We start from the raw sequence: 21,685 nt of genomic DNA on the forward strand, positions 1-21,685 counted from the left end.
CTAACCCGGCATTAACCCTATCCCTTAAGTCGCCGTTAACCATACTTTAAAGGACAACCTCTAAGACTCCATCAAAGCCCGCTTTCCAGATCGGCGAGCCCGATTCGTATCCGGTTCAAGAGGAAGACCGCCAATGTCCAACATCGTTCTCTCGGCGTCAGTTCGTCAGAACCTGTTGTCGCTGCAATCAACGGCGGACCTGCTCGCCACCACCCAGTCCCGACTGTCGACCGGCAAGAAGGTCAACACGGCACTGGACAATCCGACCAACTTCTTCACCGCGCAGGGCCTGGACAACCGGGCGAGCGACATCAGCAACCTGCTCGACGGCATCAACAACGGCGTGCAGGTGCTGCAGGCGGCCAACACCGGCATCACCTCCTTGCAGAAGCTGATCGACAGCGCCAAGTCGATCGCTAACCAGGCGCTGCAGACCACGGTCGGCTACTCGACTAAATCGAACATTTCGACCACGATCCCCGGTGCGACGCCGGCGGATCTGCGCGGCACAACCAGCTACACCTATGCAACGGCGACCGGCAATGTCGTCACCAATGGTACCGCCGGCGGTACCACCCCAATCACCGGCGCGACCACGCTCGGTGGCATCTCGCAATCCCTGACCGGCAACGCCGCTCCGGATGGAGCCGGCAACGCCGCGAGCCTTGCGACCAATCTCAAATTGCTGGGCACGCCGAGCGCCACCACCATCGCGGCCAACGGCGCTCCGTCCGATGGCGATGTGCTGATCGTTGACGGCAAGACCATCACCTTCAGGGCCGGGGCTGCGCCGGCTGTCGCCAACGTTCCCGCCGGCTCCGGCAAGAACAACAACGTCGTCACCGACGGCAACGGCAATTCCACGGTTTACCTCGGAACGAACGCCGCCCCGGCCGCAACCGTCCAGGACGTGATGGACGCGATCGATCTTGCAAGCGGCGTGCAGACCGCGGCGATCACGGGCGGCACGGCGACGCTGTCGAACTCCTCGGGTGCGAATGCCTCGATTGCCGGCGGTCAGCTCACCCTCACCACGGGTACCGGCGCCGACCTCAGCATCACCGGCAAGGCCGACTTCCTCAAGGCGCTTGGTTTGACGACCGCGACTGGCTCCGGCAACGTCAATGTGACCAAGGCCCGCCTCACGAACCCGACGACGCTAGGCACGCTGGTTCAGGACGGCTCCACGCTCAACGTCGACGGCAAGACGGTCACATTCAAGAATGCGGCGGTCCCTGCTGCCGCGCCGACGGGGTCGACCAAGATCGGCAATATCGTGACGGACAACAATGGCAACTCCATTGTCTATCTCCAGGGCGCAACCGTTCAGGATTCCCTGAACGCGATCGACCTGGCCTCGGGAGCCGGCATCGTCAGCGGCGGCGCCGTGGCCGCCGCGAGCGGCTCAACGCTGTCCTCGGTCGTCAACGGCGCTCTCAAGCTCAGCACCGGCACCACGGCCGATCTCTCCATCACCGGAACGGGTAATGCGCTGTCCGCGTTCGGCCTGACCGGCCCGACCGGTACCGGCACGGCCTTTACCGCGGGGCGCGCGCCGGGTCCCGGCAGCATCTCGGGCAAGACGTTGACCTTCACGTCCTTCAACGGCGGCAAGCCGGTGAACGTGACTTTCGGCGACGGCACCAACGGCACCGTGAAGACGCTCGATCAGCTCAACAACCAGCTCCAGGCCAACCACCTGACGGCGACGATCGACGCCAATGGCGTGCTCACGATCACCACCGTCAACGAATATGCGTCCTCAACGCTCGGCTCCGTGACCGCGGGCGGCGTCGTCGGCGGCACGATCACCGGCACGGTTGCCTTCACGACCGCCCAGCCGCCGGTGCAGGATCCCGTCGCGCAGACCGCGCGCTCCAACCTCGTCAACCAATTCAACAACATCCTGGCGCAGATCGACACCACTTCGCAGGACTCCTCGTTCAACGGCGTCAACCTGCTCAACGGCGATACGCTCAAGCTCGTGTTCAACGAGACCGGCTCCTCCACGCTCAGCATCAACGGCGTGGTGTTCAACGCGGCGGGTCTTGGCCTCAGCAACCTCGTCAACGGCGTCGACTTCATCGACAATGGCGCGACCAACAAGGTGCTGGCCAGCCTGAACGCCGCCTCCAGCACGCTGCGCTCGGAAGGCTCGGCGCTCGGCTCGAATCTCTCGATCGTGCAGGTGCGTCAGGACTTCTCCAAGAACCTGATCAACGTGCTGCAAACGGGTTCGTCCAACCTGACGCTCGCCGACACCAACGAGGAAGCGGCGAACAGCCAGGCGCTGTCGACTCGGCAGTCGATCGCGGTCTCCGCGCTGTCGCTGGCCAACCAGTCGCAACAGAGCGTGCTGCAGCTGCTCCGCTAATTTCGAGAGCGCAAGTTCGCTGCTCGAGATGTACGGCGGGGCTAACGCTCCGCCGTTCTTTTGAGGGAGATCGCTAAGGCTGGATTAGCCGAAATCGACACGCATCACGCCAGGCGAGTTTACTTGCGTGCATCTAGTGTTTGCGTCGACGAAGAGCTCCGCGCCCCGTAATTGTCCGGAGTGCTTCCAAGCACACACGTAAGCAAATCTTAAGCGGTGCTGCCTAGGGTTGGGAAAGAAATCCTTAAGCGCTTCCAAAGCGCTAGGTAACGTCCAAGGTGATTGATGTCGAATTCCGCTGCCTCGGCTTATGCGCGTGTTGCAACGACCACCGCATCTCCTCGCGACATCGAGGCGCAGACCCTGCTCAAGGCCGCCAACAAGCTCCAGGACGCGGTGAACAACGCCAATCCGCTCAGCGAGCAGACTATGCAGGCCCTGATGTTCAACCGCAAGCTCTGGACCATCTTCTTGAGCGAGGCGATGCGTGATACCAATCCGCAGCCGCTCGACATCCGGCAGAAGATCGCCAATATCAGCGTATTCGTGCTGAGCCAGACCGCCGCGCTGCAGATGAGCCCGCAGTTCGATCACTTCCGTCCGCTGATCGAGATCAACCGCAACATCGCTGCCGGGTTGTCCGGCCGGCCGTAAAGGGGACGTGACGGGGGAGGTCGGCGAACACGCGGCTTGCGCGAGCGGACTCGAGCACGGCCTCACGATGCCGAAGCAGTGATCGTCAGGCGCTGCGGTCCGTGCTGAGCGGGCGCGAAGGCTCGGATTTCATGTCCAGGGCATGGAAATAGGCGCGCCGGCGCAGCATCGCCTCGTCCGGGAACTGGTTCACCACCGTGTCGGTCTTCTCGTTGACGACTTGGAAGACGAAGGAGGCGGCCGCCTGATCGAACACGACCTGGCGTGAGATGTTGTCGTGGTTCGGCAAAGCATTGCGTACCGGCGCGCTCGTGTCGGCCGCGGCGACCGTCCGGCTCACCGGAAGATCCGTTTGCACAGCTTCATTCGCCGCCGCATTGGACGTCGGTACAATCTGCGTGGGCGCCGGAATCCCCACCGGCCTGATGCTGAAATCTGTACTCATGGCAGCCTCCTGGTTGCCTTGCTTGAGTCAAATCCCAACCCCTCTAATAGCGCAACCATGGAACACCAGGTTTGAAGACCCGGTAAGCAAACGTGCCTAACCGCGCGACGATATCGCCGCGCGGTTTTTCCTAAAATTGTCGCTTGTTCCCGTGCGCGCTCAGAGCGAGCGGCTGACTGCGAGCGGGGTGATGTGGCGCGGACCCGGCGCTGCGCGGCGTCCGGCGGCCGTATACGTGTTCGGCACGTTGCGCTTCTGGATCTCGGCATTGACGCCGCGCACGACGCTTTCGGAGACCGCATGCGCGGTCGCGAGCACGGTGAGATTGACCTGGAGCATCGCGCGAAACGCATCGTGGTGGCGGTGCAGCGTCGAAAGCAGCTCCGGCGCGGATTTCGCGAGCTGGGTCTGGTTCGCCTTCAACTGGCTGACGGCGCCGACGTAATTGCGCGACAACTCCTGCTTCTTGCTCTCCAGCGTCATCGCCTCGCGGACCTGGCCGGCGCGAACCAGCTCGGTCTCGCGCTCGATCAGTCCGAGCAGGGCGCTCATTGCGTCCATCAGGTCTTCGGCGAGCTTGCGCGCCTCGGTGCTGCCGGGTGCGATGTTCGGACGCTGGGCAGGCATCGGCTGACGTGAGGCGTTGAAATGGTTCATCTCGTTTGACCTTATGCCGTGCAGATCGTTTTGGCCTGCTGCAGGATGAGGGTGCGGTAGACCTCGGTGGCGACGCCGACGCCGCCGGCCTTGGCGAAGTTCTTCGAGTATTGCTCGGTCAGCATCGAGCGCCACACGCCGGTGCCGGGGGTGTCGCCGAACGGGCCCTCGCCCTTCACGCCCGAGGTCATCTGCGAGAACATGCTGTTGAGGAACATCGCCTCGAAATCGGTGGCGGTCTTCTGCGCCTTGGCCTGTTGCTGCGGCGAGACCTTTTGCAGCGCGGCGGCGAGCTCGAAGTCCGGCCGGCCGTTGCGGCTCTCGACGGAGAAGACCGGGGAGTAGGTCGTGAGGTGCGGGGTATTGATCGCGCCGGTCTGCATCACATCACCTCGATGTCGGCTTCGATCGCGCCGGCGGCCTTGATGGCCTGGAGGATGCTGATCATGTCACGGGGACCGATGCCGAGACCGTTGAGGCCGTCGACGAGCTGCTGGAGCGAGACACCGTCCTTGACGAGCGCCAACTTCTTGCCGTCTTCGCTGACGGTGACGCTGCTGCGCGGCGCGACCACGGTGCGGCCGCGCGACAGCGGGTTGGGCTGGCTGACCTGCGGGCTCTCGGAGATCGTGACGGTGAGGTTGCCCTGCGCCACCGCGACGGTGGCGACGCGCACGTCGCGGCCCATCACGATGATGCCGCTCCGTTCGTCGATGACGATCTTGGCGGCGAGATCGGGATCGACCTGGAGCTGCTCGATCTCGGTGAGAAAGGCGACGACGTTGCCCTTGAACTCCGGCGGGATCGACAGCTGCACCGTCGAAGGATCGATCGGCTCGGCGGTTTTGACGCCGAGATAGTCGTTGATTGCGGCTGCGATGCGCTTGGCGGTCGTGAAGTCGGCATTGCGCAGCGCCAGGCGGACATTCGGCAGCCGATTGAGCGCGAACTCGATCTCGCGCTCGATGATGGCACCGTTGGCGATGCGTCCGACGGTCGGGACGCCGCGCACGATCTTGGCGGCCTCGCCCTCGGCCTGGAAACCGGAGATCGCGAGCGAGCCCTGCGCCACGGCATAGACATTGCCGTCGGCACCTAACAGGGGCGTGACGAGCAGGGTGCCGCCCTGGAGATTCTTGGCGTCGCCGAGCGCGGAGACGGTGACGTCCATGCGCGTGCCCTGGGTGGCGAAAGGCGGCAGGTTGCCTGTCACCATCACGGCGGCGACGTTGCCGGTGCGGATGGTGGCGCCGCGAATGTTGACGCCCATGCGCTCGAGCATCGCTTGCAGCGATTGCTTGGTGAAAGGGATGTTGTTGAGGGTGTCGCCGGTACCGTTGAGGCCGACGACGAGGCCATAGCCGATGAGCTGGTTCTGCCGCACGCCCTCGATATTGGCGAGATCCTTGATGCGCGAGGTCGCGGCCGCTGACGTGACCGTGAGCACCAGCGCTGACAGCGCGGCGCAGGCCATCCCAACAATCCTCACCCAACGAACGCCTGGCATCCTCTGCTCCCCGAGGCCTCTCAAATCGAAAGGACCCTCTGCGACACTCCCATGACGAGCTGGTCCGACGCTGTCCTTGCGAGCGCTGTGCCAACGCGCGGCAGTGGGGTTAGCCGATTGAATAGGTTGAATAATCTGTTTCGACCGGTGCCAGTGGGCGTTGTCCGTGAGGAGCGAAACTGCCGCCTGTCGGCAGATTTTGCCGGGCCGTTTACGCGCCGTTAACCATAAAACGGCGAATGTGGCGCATCGATCACCCGGATTCCCTCCGATGCGCATCTACGGACCGAACGGCACCACGCTTGGAACGCCGGCCAGCCAGGCCAGGCGAACCGCCTCCGGCACCTTCGTGCTGCCGGATACCTCCTCGGCGCAGGAGACGCGGAGCGCTGCGGCACCGAAGGCAACCGCCAACATCGATGCGCTGCTGGCGCTGCAGGGCGTCGAGGAGGATCCGGTCGAGCGCCGCAAGCGCTCGGTTGCCCGGGGCAGGACCGCGCTCGACGTGCTCGATGATCTGAAGATGGGGCTATTGTCCGGCAATCTCGACGCCTCGACCGTGATGCGCCTGCGCGATGCTGCTGCGAATTTGAAATCGTCTTCGGGTGATGCCGGTCTCGATGCGGTGCTGTCCGAGATCGAGCTGCGCGTCGAGGTCGAACTGGCGAAGGCCGCGCGGGCTTGATAGTGATCCGTTACCCTGAGGCGCCGGAGCGTAGCGGAGGCCTCGAAGGCGAGGGTCCCGTCGCTTGCGCGAGGACATCAGTGTTCGGCGCGGCACCTCGGCCGTACATCTCCCGGCGCGATGCTTTGCATCGCGCCACTCGCGCCTCAGGATGACGGGACTCCCTCAGGAGTTCTTCGCGCACTTACGCCGCTTCCTCCTTCTGCTGCGCGTCGTAGCGACGCTGAGCGGCGAGCACGTCTTTCAGATTCTGCTCGGCCCAATCGCGTAAGGGATCGACCGCCGCCGCCAGCGTCAGCCCGAGCTGCGTGATGGAGTACTCCACCGTCACAGGCACGGTCGCGATGGCATGGCGCTTGATCAGGCCGTCGCGTTCAAGCGATTTGAGAACCTGGCTCAGCATCTTCTGCGAGATGCCCTCGATCGTGCGCCGCAACTGATTGAAGCGCATCGGCTCCTCGCGCAGCAACAGCAGGATCAGCACCGCCCATTTGTCGCCGACGCGATCGAGGATCTGGCGCGTCGGACAGTTCGCTGCATAGACATCGGGTTTCATCGTCGGGTCCTCTGAATCCTTGCGGTTGCCTGCCGGTTACTCCTGCGTAATCAGGTAAGCACAAAGTGCTCTCTTAACACCAGCATTCTTTACGATATCTAGTTTCCACTAGTTACCGAAAGTCAAGCAAAGGAACCTTCCATGAAAATCGCAATCGCCGGTGCCTCGGGTCGGGCCGGGTCAGAGATCACCAAGGAACTGTCCCGCCGCGGCCATACGGTCACGGCCATCGCCCGGAACCCGGAGAAGATTGCCGCACTGCCGAACGTGACGCCCACCAAGGGTGACGTGCTCGACCAGGCGGGCCTGGCCCGGCTGTGGGCGGGGCACGACGTCGCCATCAGTTCCGTGCACTTCCTGGCCAGCGATGCGCTCAAGCTGATCGGTGCGGCGAAGGAGTCCAAGGTGGGACGCTATGTCGTTGTCGGCGGTGCCGGCAGCCTGGAGGTCGCGCCAGGCGTGAAGCTGGTCACAACCCCCGGTTTTCCGGCGCAGTACAAGGCGGAGGCCGAAAAGGGTTCCGACTTCCTCGACCTGCTGCGGCAGGAAAAGGACCTGAACTGGACCTTCATCTCGCCCTCGGCCCTCTTCATCGAGGGGGAGCGGACCGGCAAGTTCCGGCTCGGGACCGATCAGCTTCTCGCAGATGCGAACGGGAAAAGCTGGATCACCTTCGCGGACTACGCAATTGCACTCGCCGACGAGATCGAGCGGCCGGCGCATCTGAGGCAGCGCTTCACGGTCGGCTACTGAGCCCGGCAGCTGCCCCCCGAGCCCTCCAGGATAAACCTTCCTGTGCAAGGGCTTGGGGGCGATCGCGGGACCATCAGGGAAATATTGTCTGTCACCGGAGGCCACTATATAAGGCCCGGCTCAACGGACCTCGTTCCGTTCGCGAGTCGTTGCTTAAAAAGATAGGCCGCCCTTGGAAAAGTTGAAAAACTACCGACCGACCGACAAAGAGCCTTTCATGAACGACCGGCAGAAGGAGTACTTCCGTTTGAAGCTCCTCGCCTGGAAGGATGAGATCCTCAAAGAGTCCAAGCTCACCCTGCAAGCTTTGCAGGAGGAGAACGTGAACCACCCCGATCTCGCCGATCGGGCATCGTCCGAAACCGACCGTGCCATCGAACTCCGCGCCCGCGACCGCCAGCGCAAGTTGATCGCCAAGATCGACGCCGCGCTCCAGCGCATCGAGGACAACACCTACGGCTATTGCGAGGAAACCGGGGAGCCGATCTCGTTGAAGCGGCTCGAGGCCCGGCCCATCGCGACGCTCTCGGTGGAAGCGCAGGAGCGCCACGAGAAACGCGAGAAGGTTTATCGCGACGAATAGAGCCCGAGCCGCAGAGTTGCGGCTCTTTGTTTTTGGGACGCAAGGCGCCGCTTGGCGCCGTGATCGGCGTTTGCCTATCGCTTCCCACGCGTGTGAGCACGTGGGTGCGATCGCCAAAAATGAATCGCGATCAACGGCCTAGGCCCGGCTGCTCCGAGCTCACGTGAGTTCGGATGATAAACAGCCTTCACTTCGGGTGCGGGCGATTTTGCGAGTCGCATCAACGAGATCGACTCCGGAGTTGAGACTTTGATCCAGCTGCATCAAGCATCGCCGTAATCACGTCTCGCGCGCATGTTGCGAGAGCTGCCGGTGGCGCGGCTTCATAAAGCCTCCACCCACTCAATATTTCCTTAAACGCGGGCAGAAGGCGGTTGTCCCCGGGCCGGGCGCGCTTGTCAGGGCGGAGCGGGGATGCTGAAGTGCCGCCTTCGACTGTGTAGCGTGGGAGGCGGCGTCGATGGGCAGGATTCTCGCATCCGCAAAGGCGATCGCGTTGGCGCGCCGCAATCGTGCGCCGCTCGCGGCGCTGGAGCGTCCTCCGGTTGATGAAGCGGAGGGCTATCAGGTGCAGCGCGCGCTGCACGATCTCCTGCTGCCGCATGTCGGCCCGCTGATCGGCTACAAGATCGGCTGCACCAGCCAGGTGATGCAGGAGTATATCGGCATCCCGCACCCTTGCGGCGGCGGCGTGTTCCAGAAGGGCGTCCATGACAGCGGCGCCAAGCTCGCCGCCTCCAATTATGTCCGGGTCGGCGTCGAATGCGAGATCGCGGTGCGGCTGCAGCGGGACCTCGCCGCCGGCGAGGCGCCGTTCACGGCCGAATGGGTCGGCGAGGCCGTCGAGGCCTACCACCCCGCGATCGAGATCGTCGACGACCGCTACGTGCAGTGGGAGACGATGGGCGCGCCGACCTTGATCGCCGACGATTTCTTCGCCGCCGGCTGCGTGCTGGGTCCCTCGGTTCCGCGCTCGTCGGTGCCGGACCTGAAGGGCGTCAAGGGCCGCGCCATCCTCAATGGCGAGGAGGTCAGCCATGGCACCGGCGCCGACGTGCTCGGCCATCCCCACAACGCACTCGCCTGGCTCGCCAACCATCTCGCCGCCGAGAGCAAGGGGCTGCACGCGGGACAGCTCGTGCTCACCGGCAGTCTGGTGAAGACGCTGTGGCTGAAGGCCGGCGACAAGGTGCGGATGGAGCTGGATGGGCTGGGGACGGTGGAGGCGGAGTTCAGCTGACCTCTCTCCGCCGGCATTGCGAGGCCCCCTTCGCGACGATGCAATCCAGAGTCTTTTTGCGCGGAGATAGTCTGGATTGCTCCGCTTCGCTCGCAATGACGGAGATCGGGGCGGCGCTTGAGTACGTAACTGGCCGCGAAGTCGAGTGTTCACAGTTGCTACCAGCAAAATACATGCGGCCTCCGGCAGGGGAGCTACCGGAGGCCGCGTCGTACACCGACGTTCGCGCCTAGGTTCGCGAACACGATGTGGGAGCTCTTAAAGAGGCTTAGAAGGGCAGCAGCACGTCCATGACCTGCTGGCCGTAGCGCGGCTGCTGCACGTCGGTGATCTGGCCGCGGCCGCCATAGGCGATGCGGGCCTGCGCGATCTTGGTGGAATCGATGGTGTTGTCGCTCTGGATGTCCTCAGGACGCACGATGCCGGCGACGATCAGCTCGCGAATTTCGAAGTTGACGCGGATCTCCTGCTTGCCTTCGACGACAAGGTTGCCGTTCGGCAGGACCTGGGTCACCACCGCAGCGACGTTGGTCTGCAGGGCTTCCTTGCGGTCGACGCTGCCCTTGCCCTCGCTCGACGAGGTCGAGTCGGCGGTCAGGATGCGGCCGGGCAGGATCTTGTTGGCCTGCGTGATGGTCTTGGCGCCGATGAAGTCGGAGATTCCCGAATCTTCCTTGTTGGTGCGGCTGCGCGAGGTGTCGTTCTCGATGTTGGCCTTGTCGGTGATGTTCACGGTCACGGTCAGGAGGTCGCCGACCTGGCGGGCGCGCTGGTCCTTGAAGAAGGCGCGGCTGCCGTTGCGCCACAGCGAGTTCGGATTGTAGGAAGCGACTTCCGGCTTCGGCATCGGCATCTGCACCGGCTTGTAGCCGGGTTGCGTCGTCGGATTATCGATTGCCGACAGCTTCGGCTGCTCGCCGATCTGCGACAGGCGGTCGATCGAGGAGCAGCCGCCCAATGCGCAAGTCGCCAGCAGCAGGGCAGAGATCGCGATGCGACGAAGATGGGAAGCCGAACTGAACGTGGACATGACTTACTCTGATTTGGCTGGAGCTTGCGAGAGGCGAACTTGCGGGATCTGGGCTTGTGCGACTTGAGCCGGCGGCGCGGGGCTCTGAATCAGGTTCCGGACGAGGGCTGCGGTGTCGACGGGGGCAGGCGCCTCGTCACGCTTGATCGACGAGGTCTGCTCGACCGCCGGCGCCGTCGGTGCGGACTGGCTGGCGCCCTGAACCGTGACCTGGCCGCGGCCGGTGACGATGCCGGTCAGCGTGCGCTTGGACTGCATATTGAGCACGCTGACGGTGTCGCCCTCGGCGCCGCTCTCGATCACCTTGCCGCGCGTGGTGAGATAGAGGCCGGGCACCTGGTAGATGATGGTGACGGCCTGATCGCGCACCACGAAGTCGGGCTTGACGATGTCGGCAACGCGGATCGGCGTGCCTGCCCGCATCGGCCGGCGCAGCTGCATGCCGATGCTGCGGTCGCGCGCGGCGGGCTCGCCGGCGACCTCGGCCTTCGGCCGGCGCTCCAACGAAAGGTCGGAGGATTTCAGAAGCTCGGCGCGGTCGACGTCGCGGGTCAGCACGGCCACTTCCACCGTCTCGATCGCGGTGCCGGTGAAGCGCAGCTTGGTCGGCGCGGGATTGCCGTCGTTGACGATCTCGAAGGCGATATCGAAACGGCCGCTGCGGGCGTCGTAGCGGGTTGCGACCGGCTGCAGCGCGCCGGTGTTGGAGGCGTCCAGCCGCATGTCGGCGACGCCGCGGTCGAACGTGATCGTGATGTTGGCGGCTTCTCCGAGGCCGAAGCGGCGCTCGAGCGTGGCGGCGACCGCAGTCTCGATATCCTTGCTCGCGAGGGTGCGGGCCAGGCGGGTGACCTGGACCTCCTTGATGTCGCCGGTCATGACGCCGATCACCTGTTTTGCCCGCAACACCGACAGCACTTGGCCGACCGTCAGCGTGCCGGTGGTGCCGAGATCGGGCGAGCGGTAGACCGGGATCAGCGCGGCGGATCCGGCGTTGTCGATGAGATCGCCGATCCGCACCACGTCCGAGGTCACGGTGACGCTTGCGCGCAGCGTCGGCGCGGCGATGAAATCGTCGGCGGCCGCTGCCGGCAATGCCAGCGCGAGAAGGGTGGAGATGGTGGCGAGGGTGGCACGGATCATCGTCATCACCTCAGCGGAACAGCGCCGTGGTCGATTGCATCATCTGGTCGGCGGCGCTGATCACCTTGGCATTCATCTCGTAAGCGCGCTGGGCGGCGATCAGGTCGCTCATCTCCGAGACGACGTCGACATTGGCCTGCTCCAGACTTCCTTGCGTGATCTTGCCGTAGCCTTCGGTGTTGGCGGTGCCGTCCTGCGGCGGACCCGAGGACGGCGTCTCGGTGAACTGATTGCTGCCGACCGGCTGCAGCCCCGCCTTGTTGATGAAGCGGGTCACGTTGATCGTGCCGATGATCGAGGAGGTCGACGAGCCCGGCAGCGTGACCGAGACCTGGCCTTGCTCGTTGACGGTCAGGCCCGAGGCGTTCTGCGGGATCGTGATGGTCGGCTGCACCGGGTTGCCCTGCGCGGTGACGACACGCCCCTGATTGTCCATCTGGAAGGTGCCGTCGCGGGTGTACTGGAAGGTGCCGTCCGGCATCAGGATCTTGAAGAAGCCTTCGCCCGAGATCGCGAGGTCGAGATCGTTGCCGGTCTGCGACAGCGTACCTTGCGTCATGCTGCGCGGCGTGCCGACGGTCTTGACGCCGCCGCCGATGTCGACGCCGACGGGCAGGATGGTGCCCTGGTCCGAGGCCTGCGCGCCGACGCGGCGCACGTGCTCGTAGATCAGGTCCTGGAACGCCGCGGTCTGCTTCTTGAAGCCGGTGGTGCGGAGGTTGGCGATGTTGTTGGAGATCACCTGAACGTTGAGTTCCTGTGCCGCCATTCCGGTCGCTGCGGTGTGAAGCGCCTGCATGTCAGTTCTCTCCCAATCAGGCCGGAACGTCGGCGAGCTTCTCGATCGCCGATTTGTGGAGGTCGCTCTGCTGCTGCAGCAGGCTGGCGATGGCGGTGTAGCTGCGCATGACCTCGACCATGCGGGTCATCTCGCCGACCGAATTCACGTTCGACTTCTCGATGTAGCCCTGGCGCACGTTGGATTTGGTGTCGGCCTGCTGGACCGCCGAGCCGGCGTCATAGAGGTTGGCGCCGAGCTTGGTCAGCTTGGCCGGATCGTCGAACGAGACCATGCGGATCTTGCCGCGGATCGAGTCGGTCCTGGCCGTGCCCTCGAGCACCGTGATGGTGCCATCGGGCGCGATGTTGATGTCGTGGTCGGTCGGCTGGAAGGTGATCGGGCCGCCGGTGCCGAGCACGAGGTTGCCGTCGGAGGTGACCAGCTGGCCGGTGCTGTTGAGCGAGAATTTGCCGTCGCGGGTGTAGCGCTCGGTGCCGCCAGCCTGCACCGCGAAAAACGCGTTGCCGTCGATTGCCATGTCGAGCGGGTTGTTGGTCGGCTCCATCGGCCCCAGGCCGACGTCGCGGAAGGTGCCGCGGTCCTGCACATAGGAGACCCGGCGGTCGGAACCGATGAAATTGTCCTCACGCGCGTTCGAGTTGAGGTACTCCTCGAACAGCGAATGGTCGGCCTTGAAGCCGTTGGTGTTGGCGTTGGCGACGTTGTTGGCGATGACATCCATCTGCCGCTCCAACGTCATCTGCCGTGACAAGCCGATCAGAAGCGCGTTCTGCATCGGAAATCTCCCCTGAGTGAGATCTGCCATTTCGCTCTCCCAAGCGCCTTGGCGGACCCCGTGACCGAGACCGTCAGGTTCTCCCAAACCGTGAGGTCTCGACCTCTCTCAGCGAAAGTCGTGCCAACTAAGAAAATGACATAATTTCAAGTACTTATTGATTTTTCGAGGGCGCGGGAGGGCGGCAGAAAGGTTCTGTTAGCCATGTTTGCCCGGCAGATTTTTCCTAGCTGAGGCCCAATCGAAAGATTCCGTTAACCATTATTACCGTAGCGTTTGCGCATCAGAGGAGCGCATTGCGCTGGGGCATTTGTATCGCGTCACTGTCTGCCAGGAGGCTTCGCTCTTTCGACCCCTTTGAGAGATGAACGAGCGCGGCAACCATGGCAGAGAATGAGGAAGGCGGCGCAGCCGCCGACGGCGCGGAAGCCGCTCCGCCGAAGAACAAGCTCAAGCTCATCATCATGGTCGTCGGCGTGCTCGCCGTCCTCGGCGGCGGTGCCGCGACCTGGTTCCTCTTCTTCCGTCACGGCGACGACGAGCATCATGCCGAGGCCGCGCCTCCGCCGAAGCCGCCGGCCTTCATCGACGTCCCCGACATGATGGTCAACCTCGCCGGCGCGCCGGGCGAGCGCGTGCAATATCTGCGGCTGAAGATCGTGCTGGAGCTGAAGGAAGAGAAGCAGATCGAGGCGATCAAGCCGACGATGCCGCGCGTCACCGACATCTTCCAGACCTATGTGCGCGAACTGCGCCCCTCCGACCTCAACGGTTCCGCCGGCATCTTCCGCCTCAAGGAGGAGCTGACCAAGCGCGTCAACGCGGCGGTCGCCCCGATCCAGGTCAGCGCGGTGCTGTTCAAGGAAGTCGTGGTCCAGTGAGCATGACGGACTAGGGATCATGGCGGGCAACGACCAAGTCGACCAGGATGCAATCGCCGCCCAGTGGGAGGCCTCGCTCGATTCCGAGGATCCCGCCGAGGCCGCAAAGGCTGCCGCCGAGAACGAGCTGTCGGAGACCATGGCCCTGCAATGGGCGGCCATGGTCGAGGACGGCAGTCGCGATCTCGGCAACGGCAAGAATTCCGGCGAGCGGGTGCTGTCGCAGGAGGAGATCGACAATCTCCTCGGCTTCACCGTCGGCGACGTCAATCTCGACGACCATTCCGGCATTCGCGCGATCATCGATTCGGCGATGGTCTCCTACGAGCGTCTGCCGATGCTCGAAATCGTCTTCGACCGCCTGGTGCGGCTGATGACCACGTCCTTGCGCAACTTCACCTCCGACAACGTCGAAGTCTCGCTCGACCGCATCACCTCGGTGCGTTTCGGCGACTACATGAACTCGATCCCGCTGCCCGCCGTCCTCACCGTCTTCAAGGCCGAGGAGTGGGAGAACTTCGGCATGGCGACGGTCGATTCCAACCTGATCTATTCGATGATCGACGTGCTGCTCGGCGGCCGCCGCGGCACCAGCCAGCTGCGCATCGAGGGCCGGCCCTACACCACGATCGAGACCGAGCTGGTCAAGCGGCTGGTCGAGGTGGTGCTGTCCGATGCCGAGCAGGCGTTCCGGCCGCTGTCGCCGGTGACCTTCACGATCGACCGGCTCGAGACCAACCCGCGTTTCGCCGCGATCAGCCGTCCCGCCAACGCCGCGATCCTGGTTCGCCTGCGCATCGACATGGAAGACCGGGGCGGCAATATCGAGCTGTTGCTGCCTTACGCGACCATCGAGCCGATCCGGGGCGTCCTGCTCCAGATGTTCATGGGCGAAAAATTCGGCCGCGACCCGGTCTGGGAGGGCCATTTCGCCACCGAGATCGTGCAGGCCGAGATCGCCGTCGACGCCGTGCTCTACGAGGCCGACATTCCGCTCAAGCAGCTGATGCGGCTCAAGGTCGGCGACACGCTGCCGCTGGAGATGCGCGCCGACGCCAACGTCACCGTGCGCTGCGGCGACGTCACGCTGACCGAGGGACGGATGGGCCGGGTCGGCGACCGCGTCGCCATCCGTGTGACGAAACCCTTGCGCAAGCCAAGTACGACACTTGCGATGTTCGAGAAGGTGGACGAGCAGAACAAGATGATGGAGGCCCCATGAACCACTCCCTGGGAATGGCAATCGAGACGCTGGTGGCTATCCTGCTGATGCTGACGATCGTCTACTGCGTCATGCTCAACAAGCGGCTGACGCGGCTGAAGGCGGACGAGCATTCGCTGAAGGCGGTCATTGGCGAGCTGATCACCGCGACCGAGATCGCCGAGCGCGCTATCGGCGGGCTGAAGCTCGCCGTGCGCGACGTCAACGAGAACCTGGGCAGCCAGCTCGCGGCGGCGACCCAGATGTCGGACCAGCTCTACAAGCAACTCGGCGAAGCCGACAACGTGGTGCGGCGCCTGTCCAAGATCGCGATTGCCGCGCGTCCCGTGACGAACCCGGAAACGGTCGCCGCGCCTACAGCAAAACCCTCGTCGGCGAAGGCGGTGGCGGCTGCGGCCGAAGCCTTCTCCGAGCGCCGACGATCCAACGGCCTTGCCGCATGAAGCCTGGGTATGAAGTCCTTCCGTAATATCCGCATCATTCCGGTCGTCCTGGTTGCCGTCGCAGGTCTTGCCACGCTGAAGGTGGCGGGCCTCGTGATCAACGGCGGCTATGTCTTCGACTACAAGCCGAACCAGACCAAGAAATCCTGGGCGCAGGAGAATCTGAATTTCCCGACCGGCCGCGAGGATCCGGATATCACCGGATCGACCCATGGCGCGCCAAAGGAGGCGCCCAAGCCCGCCGCGCCGGAGACCAAGCCCGATGGCATGGTGGTCAAGGTGGAGGAAGGCCAGCCGCAGGTCTCGGCCTCGGAGCGTGCGATCCTGGAACGGTTGCAGGCGCGGCGGCAGGAGATCGAGGCGCGCCAGCGCGAGATCGACATTCGCGAAAGTCTGCTCAAGTCGGCCGAGAAGCGCATCGAGACCAAGGTCGAGGAGATGAAGGCCGTGGAAACCCGCATCTCCGCGACGCAGGCCGAGCAGAAGGCGGCCGAAGCCCAGCGTATGAAGGGCCTCGTGACCATGTACGAGGGCATGAAGCCCAAGGACGCCGCGCGGGTGTTCGACCGGCTGGAGATGGGCGTGCTGATCGAGATCGCCTCGGCGATCGCGCCGCGAAAGATGTCGGACATCTTGGGGCTGATGTCGCCGGAGGCCGCCGAGCGGCTCACCGTCGAGATGGCCCGACGTGCCAATGGCGGCGGCGATCAGTCGGCCTCGGCCGGCGATCTTCCCAAGATCGATGGCAAGCCGACGCAAAAGCCGAATTGAGGCCGCGAGGCGAAGCGCGCCCTTGCGACCCGCGCGTTATCGCGTGGTCGCTCGCATCGGGCCCAGCGGGACGGTTCGTGCGCCTAGGTCGCGAAGGCCTGTTGCACCTTGCGAACAGGCGGACGCAGCTGCTTGTCCACCCGAGGGAGGATATCGAGCTGCTGCTTGATCAGCGCCGCCTTTGTGATGCGCGTCACGAGCTGCAGGGTGCTATGGCAACAAGAGCATTCATATGTTTTCAGGGCATATCCTCTGGCGATGGGAACGATCGCTATGACCGCTCTTGCCCTGCTACACACAATGCAACCGGCTTCTCCGCTCATTGATTACCCCCAAAGCTAACCAATGCGATTCGCATCGCCGAGTTCACATCTGATTCAGAGTCGCGCGTGAACCGCAACGCCCCGAAGGTTGTGAGTGCGCGTGCTCGGCAACTCGTCAAGGCGGCAAATCAGACTCCCGTGGCGGATGTAGCTGAGGCAGGCGGCATCCTCTGAGACTGCGATGAGTTGACGCGCGCAACTGTGAAGTGGCGTACAGTGGCGCTCACGGCACCATCCTACGCTTTCGGCCATTCGCAATCGGCAGCGCAGGAGGAGGCCATGAATTACTCGTCCGCCGCAGAACGAGTCATCGAGGCCGTCAACCGGCTGCTCATAGCGGCGATGACCTCCGCATGGACATCCGCGCTAAGCCACCAGCATGCAGCGCCGCCGGAAGGCGACGAGGGCAACGATCATGAATCTTGTCTCGACGAAGCGAGTTCCCCGGCGCCCGAAGGCACGGGGGAGCAACATTGAAGACGCACTCGGCTTGAGGGCGTCACACGATCAGATCAACACATGGCGGAGAGCTGCACGTGCTGCGCAAAGGGATTGACGAGCCGCGACCGGCACCGCTTGCAGGTGCTAACAACTCCTTAATCCACTGCGTCTCAAATCCGAAAGTTGCGGATCGTCTCCCGCTCGATCCGGCACGGCGCGCTGCCCGCAGCGCAAATCAAGATATAGCATTAAATTAACAAGTCCTTAATTGGCGGGACCTACAGTCGACGGCACCGCCGGCGCCATTGCCGGCATGACCGCCGAACTGGAAGAAATGCCGCCAATGGCGCGAGAGGCTGCCGCTGGATTTGTGTCGCGAGCCCGCGCATTGGCACGGGGCCTGTCGCGACATGTCCGCGGGGCCACCTTGCTGGCGGCCTGTTCCCTGATTGGCCTAGCGGCGCCGGCCCGAGCGGCCGATCCGATCAGGGGCGAGGCGACCTTTTCCGCCGGCGGCGGCTTTGCCCGTCTGGTCATCAAGCTCGGCGAGGACGTTCCCTCCGAGGTGACGACCGCAGGCTCCATCCTCATCATCCGCTTCGACCGGCCCGTCGACGTTCCCGTCGATCGGGTTCCGGAAGGCGCGCCCGACTACGTCAACTCCGCGCGCCGCGACCCTGATGGCGGCGCCATCCGTCTGTCGCTGGCGCGGCGTGTCACCGTCAACACCATGAACGCCGGCGAGCGCACCTTCGTCGACCTCTTGCCCGAGGGCTGGAAGGGCCCGCCGCCGAGCCTGCCCATGGACGTGGTCAAGGAACTCGCCGAGCGCGCACGCGTGGCCGAGCGCGCGCTACGCGCCCAGCGCGCCGCCGCCGAGGCCAAGAAACGTCCGCAGATCCGTGTGCGTGCCTCGGTGCAGCCGACCTTCGTGCGCTTCGCGTTCGAGATGCCCGATGGCGTCGGCGTCTCCTCCGTGCTCAACGAGCAGAAGCTCACGCTCGTCTTCAACGCCAACCTCAATTTCGATCTGGCGGACGCGGTGGTCGCGGCGCCGCCGAACGTCGCCTCGATCAAGCAGAAGGCCGACATCGACCAGACTAATGTCGAGATCGCGCTGATCGGCGATTCCGACGTGCATTCGTTCCGCGACGAGAAGAACTATGTCGTCGACGTCTCCTTCCAACCCGACAAGGGCAAGTCGGCCGCGACGCCCGAGGCGGCGATCGCGCAGATGAAGCCTGCCGGTCAGGGACCCGCGCCTGTGCCGGAAAACCCGGCGGCCGAGAAGCCGAAGGATGTCCATCGCGAGATCGCGCCGCCCACATCGGACACGATCGCACGCGAAGCCAAGATTGACGTGAAGTCCGAGGCGAAGCCGGACGCGCCCGCCGTAATGCCGGTCGCCGAAGCGCCGAGGCCGGCGCGCGCGACTGAGGCTGCGCACGTTGCGGAAGTGCCCAAGGAGACACCCAAGGAAGTCGCAACGCCCGCGCCGGCTGCTGCCGCAGCCCCGGCCGCGCCTGCCAAGCCTGTGGTTGCCGAAGCGCCCAAGCAGGCCGTGAACGAAGCGGCGAAGGAGCCGGTCAAGGAATCCCCGAAGGCACCCCCCAGCGAGACGCCCGCCGCTGCGCAGCAGGTCGTCGCCAGCGTCGATGCGCGCCGCGACAGCGACGGCTTGCGCGTGACGTTCCCGCTTCAGGTGGCAACGCCGGCGGCGGCGTTCCGCCGCGGCGATACTGTCTGGTTGGTGTTCGACACGCCGAAGCCCATCGATGTCGAGGCGATCCGCAGCAAGGGCGGCGCCATGATCGGCGAGGTCGGCCGTATCCCGCTCGACAAGGGGCAAGCGGTGCGCATCCGCCTCACGCGGCCGCTGGTCTACTCGCTGACGAGCGAGGAGGTCGGCAAGGAGACCAATTGGATGTTGACGCTCGCCGACAAGATCCAGGCGACGCCGCTGCCGTTGATGATGTCGCGCAACATCACCGATCCGGCGCTCGCCAATATCGCGATCCCCTTCGCCAATCCGGGCCTCCTGCACAAGCTCACCGATCCCGATGCCGGCGATACGCTCTATGTCGTCACTGCGCAGCGGCCGGTACGCGGCTTCATCAAGCGGCAGGACCTCGTCGATCTCTCGCTGCTGGAATCCGCGCACGGCATCGCGATCCGGCCGAACTCCGATGAGGTCGGCGTCGAGGTCGGCTCCGACAAGGTGATCCTCGGCAAGAAGGGCGGGCTGACGCTGTCGCCGGTCGACATCTCGGCCGAGCGGGCGCCGACCGCGGTGCGCCCGGTGTTCAGCCCCGAAGGCTGGCGCAAGGGCCAGTCGGAAAACTTCATGGCGCGCCAGAGCGAGCTGATGACGGCGATCGCAGCGGTCGAGCCCGCGCTGCGCTCGCTGCCGCGGCTCGACCTCGCGCAGTTCTACATGTCGCGTGCCATGTATCACGAAGCGAAGGCCGTGACCGACGTGATGCTGACCGATCCCCTGAACAAGGAGGAGAGCGGTGCGCTGATCATGCATGCGATCGCGAGCATCCTGATCGGCCGCCCGGCGCAGGGCTTGAAGGACCTCGCCAATCCCGTGATCGGCAACAGCCACGATTCCCAGCTCTGGAAGGCGCTCGCCTATGCGCGGCAGGGCAAGTGGGCGGACGCGCGCGAGAAGTTCAAGAACGTCGAATTCGCCATCGCCTCCCTGCCGCTCGACATCCAGCGCATCGTGACGATGGACGCGATGCGTGCATCGCTCGAGGTGAAGGACTATGCCGGCGCCTCCAAGCGCCGCAGCGAGCTCGAGGTTGTCGGCATCCCGCCTGAGGCTGCTCCGGCCTTCGCCGTACTGCGCGGCCGGCTCGCCGAGGCGCTTGGCCACGACAAGGACGCGCTCGACGACTACAAGTTCGCGGTCGCCTCGAACGACCGTCCGGCTGCGGCCGAGGCCAAGCAGCTCGAGGTCGCGCTGCGCCAGAAGCGCGACGAGATCGGCAAGGAAGAGGCGCTGCGCGAGCTCGAGACGCTGTCAATGACCTGGCGCGGCGACGCGATCGAGGTCAAGACGCTGCAGATGCTGTCGCAGTTGTATGCCGAGAACGGGCGTTACCGGGATGCGCTCATGGCGGCGCGCACTGCGACCAGGCTCCAGCCGAACGCCGAAGCCTCGCGCCTGGCGCAGGATCTCGCGTCCGACCTGTTCACGCAGATATTCCTGGGGCCGAAGGGGGACGAGCTGCCGCCGGTCGAGGCGCTCGGGATGTTCTACGAGTTCCGCGAATTGACGCCGATCGGCCGTCGCGGCGACGAGCTGATCCGCCGGCTCGCCGACCGCCTCGCCTCGATCGATCTGCTCGACCAGGCCGCAGAGCTGCTGCAGTACCAGGTCGATCATCGCCTTGAAGGCGCGGCGCGCGCGCAGGTCGCCGCGCGCCTTGCCATGGTCTATCTCGCCAATCGCAAGCCTGACATGGCGATCACCGCGCTACGCGCGAGCCGCATCAGCGATCTCTCCGGCGAGCTCCGGCAGCAGCGCCTGCTGCTCGAGGCGCGTGCGCAGAGCGACGTCGGCCGTCACGATCTCGCGCTCGACATCGTCTCCAACGTCTCCGGGCGCGAAGTGCTGCGCCTCCGCTCCGACATCTTCTGGGCCGCGCGGCGCTGGCGCGAGTCCGCCGAGCAGATCGAGCTCTATTACGGCGAGCGTTTCCGCGATTTCAAGCCGCTCAATGCGGTCGAGAAGAGCGATATCATTCGCGCGGCCGTCGGCTACGCGCTCGCCGACGACTCGATCGGCCTGTCGCGCTTCCGCGAGAAATACGCGCCGCTGATGAGCGAGAGCGCCGACCGTCTCGCCTTCGATATCGCCAGCAAGCCGGCCGCTGCCTCCAGCGCCGAATTCGCCGAGATCGCCAAGCTCGCCGCCAGCGTCGACACGCTCGACGGCTTCCTGCGCGAGATGAAGCAGCGCTTCCCCGACGCCACAGCGCGCGGACCCAGCACGCCGCAGGCCAAGGACGAGTCCGACCACACCGGCTCGCTGCCCACGATCCCGGTCGTGCGGCAGATCAAGACGACGCGGTAGGGACCCTGCTACCTCTGGATCTCTCGACAGGTGCCCGTCAGGCGGCAACCTAAAGCATCTTCATGCCGCGAGAGGGACGATATGAGCAAGCCTGCCAAGACCGAAGCCGAACTCATCGCCATGGCACGGGCCGAATTGAAGGCCCATGTCGATGGCCCGGATAGCTTCGCCATCTTGATCGTCCGTCACGGCGACAGCTGGAAGTTCCGCGCCGCCGCCGATCAGGCGACATGGGACAAGCCGGGCTTCCCCGAAAGCGTCGCCATGCTGGTCCAGATCGGCGACCACCTCAGCGAGCAGTATGACTTGAAGGGGC

At 64.6% G+C, this 21,685-nt stretch carries 21 protein-coding genes and 1 pseudogene; 13 read left to right on the forward strand and 9 right to left on the reverse strand.

The genetic code is table 11. The features are described from left to right. Positions 1-133 precede the first annotated feature (133 nt). Both P6U27_RS12500 and flaF read left to right on the forward strand, forming a co-directional pair. The gene (locus P6U27_RS12500; protein ID WP_122402417.1) at positions 134-2,374 is read left to right on the forward strand and encodes a DUF1522 domain-containing protein; all 2,241 of its coding nucleotides are present in this window, start codon (positions 134-136) and stop codon (positions 2,372-2,374) included. A gap of 285 nt (positions 2,375-2,659) precedes the next feature. Next, complete coding sequence (gene flaF / locus P6U27_RS12505) at positions 2,660-3,028, forward strand: flagellar biosynthesis regulator FlaF (protein ID WP_122402418.1); 369 nt, start codon at positions 2,660-2,662, stop codon at positions 3,026-3,028. A gap of 85 nt (positions 3,029-3,113) precedes the next feature. On the opposite strand, the gene P6U27_RS12510 is transcribed toward flaF, so the two are convergent. From P6U27_RS12510 to P6U27_RS12525, 4 genes are all read right to left on the reverse strand, one after another. Further along, positions 3,114-3,473, reverse strand: coding sequence for a hypothetical protein (locus P6U27_RS12510; protein WP_122402419.1), 360 nt, complete (start codon positions 3,471-3,473; stop codon positions 3,114-3,116). Positions 3,474-3,632: 159 nt separating this feature from the next. After that, positions 3,633-4,130 carry a hypothetical protein gene (locus P6U27_RS12515; RefSeq protein ID WP_122402420.1) on the reverse strand — a complete coding sequence of 166 codons (498 nt, stop codon included), beginning with the start codon at positions 4,128-4,130 and terminating at the stop codon, positions 3,633-3,635. 11 nt (positions 4,131-4,141) lie between these two features. Beyond that, on the reverse strand, positions 4,142-4,513 hold the full coding sequence (gene flgJ / locus P6U27_RS12520) for a flagellar assembly peptidoglycan hydrolase FlgJ (RefSeq protein WP_407194128.1): 372 nt from the start codon (positions 4,511-4,513) through the stop codon (positions 4,142-4,144). Next, entirely contained in the window at positions 4,513-5,637 is a 1,125-nt protein-coding gene (locus P6U27_RS12525; RefSeq protein ID WP_122402422.1) for a flagellar basal body P-ring protein FlgI, read from the reverse strand. The genes flgJ and P6U27_RS12525 overlap by 1 nt, the downstream gene beginning before the upstream one ends. Positions 5,638-5,908: 271 nt before the next feature. On the opposite strand from P6U27_RS12525, the gene P6U27_RS12530 reads away from it, so the two are divergent. Further along, positions 5,909-6,322 (forward strand): flagellar assembly protein FliX, encoded by a 414-nt coding sequence (locus P6U27_RS12530; protein WP_407194129.1) that lies wholly within the window; start codon positions 5,909-5,911, stop codon positions 6,320-6,322. Between the two features lie 184 nt (positions 6,323-6,506). Here P6U27_RS12530 and P6U27_RS12535 read toward each other — a convergent pair whose 3' ends face one another. Beyond that, complete coding sequence (locus P6U27_RS12535) at positions 6,507-6,878, reverse strand: helix-turn-helix domain-containing protein (RefSeq protein ID WP_027552655.1); 372 nt, start codon at positions 6,876-6,878, stop codon at positions 6,507-6,509. 141 nt (positions 6,879-7,019) lie between these two features. Between P6U27_RS12535 and P6U27_RS12540 the strand changes: the two genes are divergently transcribed. From P6U27_RS12540 to P6U27_RS12550, 3 genes are all read left to right on the forward strand, one after another. After that, complete coding sequence (locus tag P6U27_RS12540) at positions 7,020-7,631, forward strand: NAD(P)-dependent oxidoreductase (protein ID WP_122402424.1); 612 nt, start codon at positions 7,020-7,022, stop codon at positions 7,629-7,631. A gap of 217 nt (positions 7,632-7,848) precedes the next feature. Continuing rightward, positions 7,849-8,214: an RNA polymerase-binding protein DksA gene (gene dksA / locus P6U27_RS12545; protein WP_085966600.1), complete on the forward strand. Its 366-nt coding sequence runs from the start codon at positions 7,849-7,851 to the stop codon at positions 8,212-8,214. A gap of 460 nt (positions 8,215-8,674) precedes the next feature. Beyond that, positions 8,675-9,454 (forward strand): 2-keto-4-pentenoate hydratase, encoded by a 780-nt coding sequence (locus P6U27_RS12550; protein WP_407194130.1) that lies wholly within the window; start codon positions 8,675-8,677, stop codon positions 9,452-9,454. A 268-nt stretch (positions 9,455-9,722) separates the two neighbouring features. Here the strand turns inward: P6U27_RS12550 and flgH are convergent, their stop codons facing one another. Genes flgH through flgF form a run of 4 tightly spaced genes read right to left on the reverse strand, consistent with a single transcriptional unit; the run spans position 9,723 to position 13,204 of the window. Then, positions 9,723-10,484 (reverse strand): flagellar basal body L-ring protein FlgH, encoded by a 762-nt coding sequence (flgH, locus tag P6U27_RS12555; RefSeq protein ID WP_122402426.1) that lies wholly within the window; start codon positions 10,482-10,484, stop codon positions 9,723-9,725. A 3-nt stretch (positions 10,485-10,487) separates the two neighbouring features. Continuing rightward, positions 10,488-11,627, reverse strand: coding sequence for a flagellar basal body P-ring formation chaperone FlgA (gene flgA / locus P6U27_RS12560; RefSeq protein WP_407194131.1), 1,140 nt, complete (start codon positions 11,625-11,627; stop codon positions 10,488-10,490). Between the two features lie 10 nt (positions 11,628-11,637). Continuing rightward, a complete protein-coding gene (gene flgG, locus P6U27_RS12565; RefSeq protein WP_129145426.1) occupies positions 11,638-12,426 on the reverse strand; it encodes a flagellar basal-body rod protein FlgG in 789 nt (262 codons plus the stop codon). A 16-nt stretch (positions 12,427-12,442) separates the two neighbouring features. Then, positions 12,443-13,204, reverse strand: a complete 762-nt coding sequence (flgF, locus tag P6U27_RS12570) for a flagellar basal-body rod protein FlgF (protein WP_407194443.1) — start codon at positions 13,202-13,204, stop codon at positions 12,443-12,445. Positions 13,205-13,587: 383 nt separating this feature from the next. Here flgF and fliL point away from each other — a divergent pair, with 383 nt between their 5' ends. From fliL to P6U27_RS12605, 7 genes and pseudogenes are all read left to right on the forward strand, one after another. Further along, complete coding sequence (fliL, locus tag P6U27_RS12575) at positions 13,588-14,085, forward strand: flagellar basal body-associated protein FliL (protein WP_407194132.1); 498 nt, start codon at positions 13,588-13,590, stop codon at positions 14,083-14,085. Between the two features lie 19 nt (positions 14,086-14,104). Beyond that, on the forward strand, positions 14,105-15,307 hold the full coding sequence (gene fliM / locus P6U27_RS12580) for a flagellar motor switch protein FliM (RefSeq protein WP_209296368.1): 1,203 nt from the start codon (positions 14,105-14,107) through the stop codon (positions 15,305-15,307). Beyond that, a complete protein-coding gene (locus P6U27_RS12585) occupies positions 15,304-15,750 on the forward strand; it encodes a DUF6468 domain-containing protein (protein WP_407194133.1) in 447 nt (148 codons plus the stop codon). Before fliM ends, P6U27_RS12585 begins: the two co-directional genes overlap by 4 nt. A gap of 9 nt (positions 15,751-15,759) precedes the next feature. Next, complete coding sequence (locus P6U27_RS12590) at positions 15,760-16,521, forward strand: MotE family protein (protein ID WP_407194134.1); 762 nt, start codon at positions 15,760-15,762, stop codon at positions 16,519-16,521. Positions 16,522-17,123: 602 nt separating this feature from the next. Further along, on the forward strand, positions 17,124-17,321 hold the full coding sequence (locus P6U27_RS12595; protein ID WP_122402432.1) for a hypothetical protein: 198 nt from the start codon (positions 17,124-17,126) through the stop codon (positions 17,319-17,321). A 307-nt stretch (positions 17,322-17,628) separates the two neighbouring features. Beyond that, entirely contained in the window at positions 17,629-21,369 is a 3,741-nt protein-coding gene (locus P6U27_RS12600) for a tetratricopeptide repeat protein (protein ID WP_407194444.1), read from the forward strand. An 81-nt stretch (positions 21,370-21,450) separates the two neighbouring features. After that, a pseudogene (locus tag P6U27_RS12605) lies at positions 21,451-21,684 on the forward strand (hypothetical protein); the annotation flags it as partial. Position 21,685 lies beyond the last annotated feature (1 nt).

This window comes from Bradyrhizobium sp. STM 3566 (assembly GCF_045571445.1).
Taxonomy (GTDB): Bacteria; Pseudomonadota; Alphaproteobacteria; order Rhizobiales; family Xanthobacteraceae; genus Bradyrhizobium; species Bradyrhizobium vignae.

What these genes read in the sequence shown, in the direction of transcription:
- flaF (WP_122402418.1), top strand. Translation starts at nt 2,660, where the DNA reads ATGTCGAATTCCGCTGCCTCGGCTTATGCGCGTGTTGCAACGACCACC.
- P6U27_RS12600 (WP_407194444.1), top strand. Translation starts at nt 17,629, where the DNA reads ATGGCGCGAGAGGCTGCCGCTGGATTTGTGTCGCGAGCCCGCGCATTG.
- P6U27_RS12535 (WP_027552655.1), bottom strand. Translation starts at nt 6,878, where the DNA reads ATGAAACCCGATGTCTATGCAGCGAACTGTCCGACGCGCCAGATCCTC.
- P6U27_RS12590 (WP_407194134.1), top strand. Translation starts at nt 15,760, where the DNA reads ATGAAGTCCTTCCGTAATATCCGCATCATTCCGGTCGTCCTGGTTGCC.
- P6U27_RS12500 (WP_122402417.1), top strand. Translation starts at nt 134, where the DNA reads ATGTCCAACATCGTTCTCTCGGCGTCAGTTCGTCAGAACCTGTTGTCG.
- P6U27_RS12530 (WP_407194129.1), top strand. Translation starts at nt 5,909, where the DNA reads ATGCGCATCTACGGACCGAACGGCACCACGCTTGGAACGCCGGCCAGC.
- flgJ (WP_407194128.1), bottom strand. Translation starts at nt 4,513, where the DNA reads ATGCAGACCGGCGCGATCAATACCCCGCACCTCACGACCTACTCCCCG.
- dksA (WP_085966600.1), top strand. Translation starts at nt 7,849, where the DNA reads ATGAACGACCGGCAGAAGGAGTACTTCCGTTTGAAGCTCCTCGCCTGG.
- fliL (WP_407194132.1), top strand. Translation starts at nt 13,588, where the DNA reads ATGGCAGAGAATGAGGAAGGCGGCGCAGCCGCCGACGGCGCGGAAGCC.
- flgG (WP_129145426.1), bottom strand. Translation starts at nt 12,426, where the DNA reads ATGCAGGCGCTTCACACCGCAGCGACCGGAATGGCGGCACAGGAACTC.
- P6U27_RS12550 (WP_407194130.1), top strand. Translation starts at nt 8,675, where the DNA reads ATGGGCAGGATTCTCGCATCCGCAAAGGCGATCGCGTTGGCGCGCCGC.
- P6U27_RS12540 (WP_122402424.1), top strand. Translation starts at nt 7,020, where the DNA reads ATGAAAATCGCAATCGCCGGTGCCTCGGGTCGGGCCGGGTCAGAGATC.
- P6U27_RS12510 (WP_122402419.1), bottom strand. Translation starts at nt 3,473, where the DNA reads ATGAGTACAGATTTCAGCATCAGGCCGGTGGGGATTCCGGCGCCCACG.
- P6U27_RS12585 (WP_407194133.1), top strand. Translation starts at nt 15,304, where the DNA reads ATGAACCACTCCCTGGGAATGGCAATCGAGACGCTGGTGGCTATCCTG.
- P6U27_RS12595 (WP_122402432.1), top strand. Translation starts at nt 17,124, where the DNA reads ATGAATTACTCGTCCGCCGCAGAACGAGTCATCGAGGCCGTCAACCGG.
- P6U27_RS12525 (WP_122402422.1), bottom strand. Translation starts at nt 5,637, where the DNA reads ATGCCAGGCGTTCGTTGGGTGAGGATTGTTGGGATGGCCTGCGCCGCG.
- flgF (WP_407194443.1), bottom strand. Translation starts at nt 13,204, where the DNA reads ATGCAGAACGCGCTTCTGATCGGCTTGTCACGGCAGATGACGTTGGAG.
- P6U27_RS12515 (WP_122402420.1), bottom strand. Translation starts at nt 4,130, where the DNA reads ATGAACCATTTCAACGCCTCACGTCAGCCGATGCCTGCCCAGCGTCCG.
- flgH (WP_122402426.1), bottom strand. Translation starts at nt 10,484, where the DNA reads ATGTCCACGTTCAGTTCGGCTTCCCATCTTCGTCGCATCGCGATCTCT.
- fliM (WP_209296368.1), top strand. Translation starts at nt 14,105, where the DNA reads ATGGCGGGCAACGACCAAGTCGACCAGGATGCAATCGCCGCCCAGTGG.
- flgA (WP_407194131.1), bottom strand. Translation starts at nt 11,627, where the DNA reads ATGATCCGTGCCACCCTCGCCACCATCTCCACCCTTCTCGCGCTGGCA.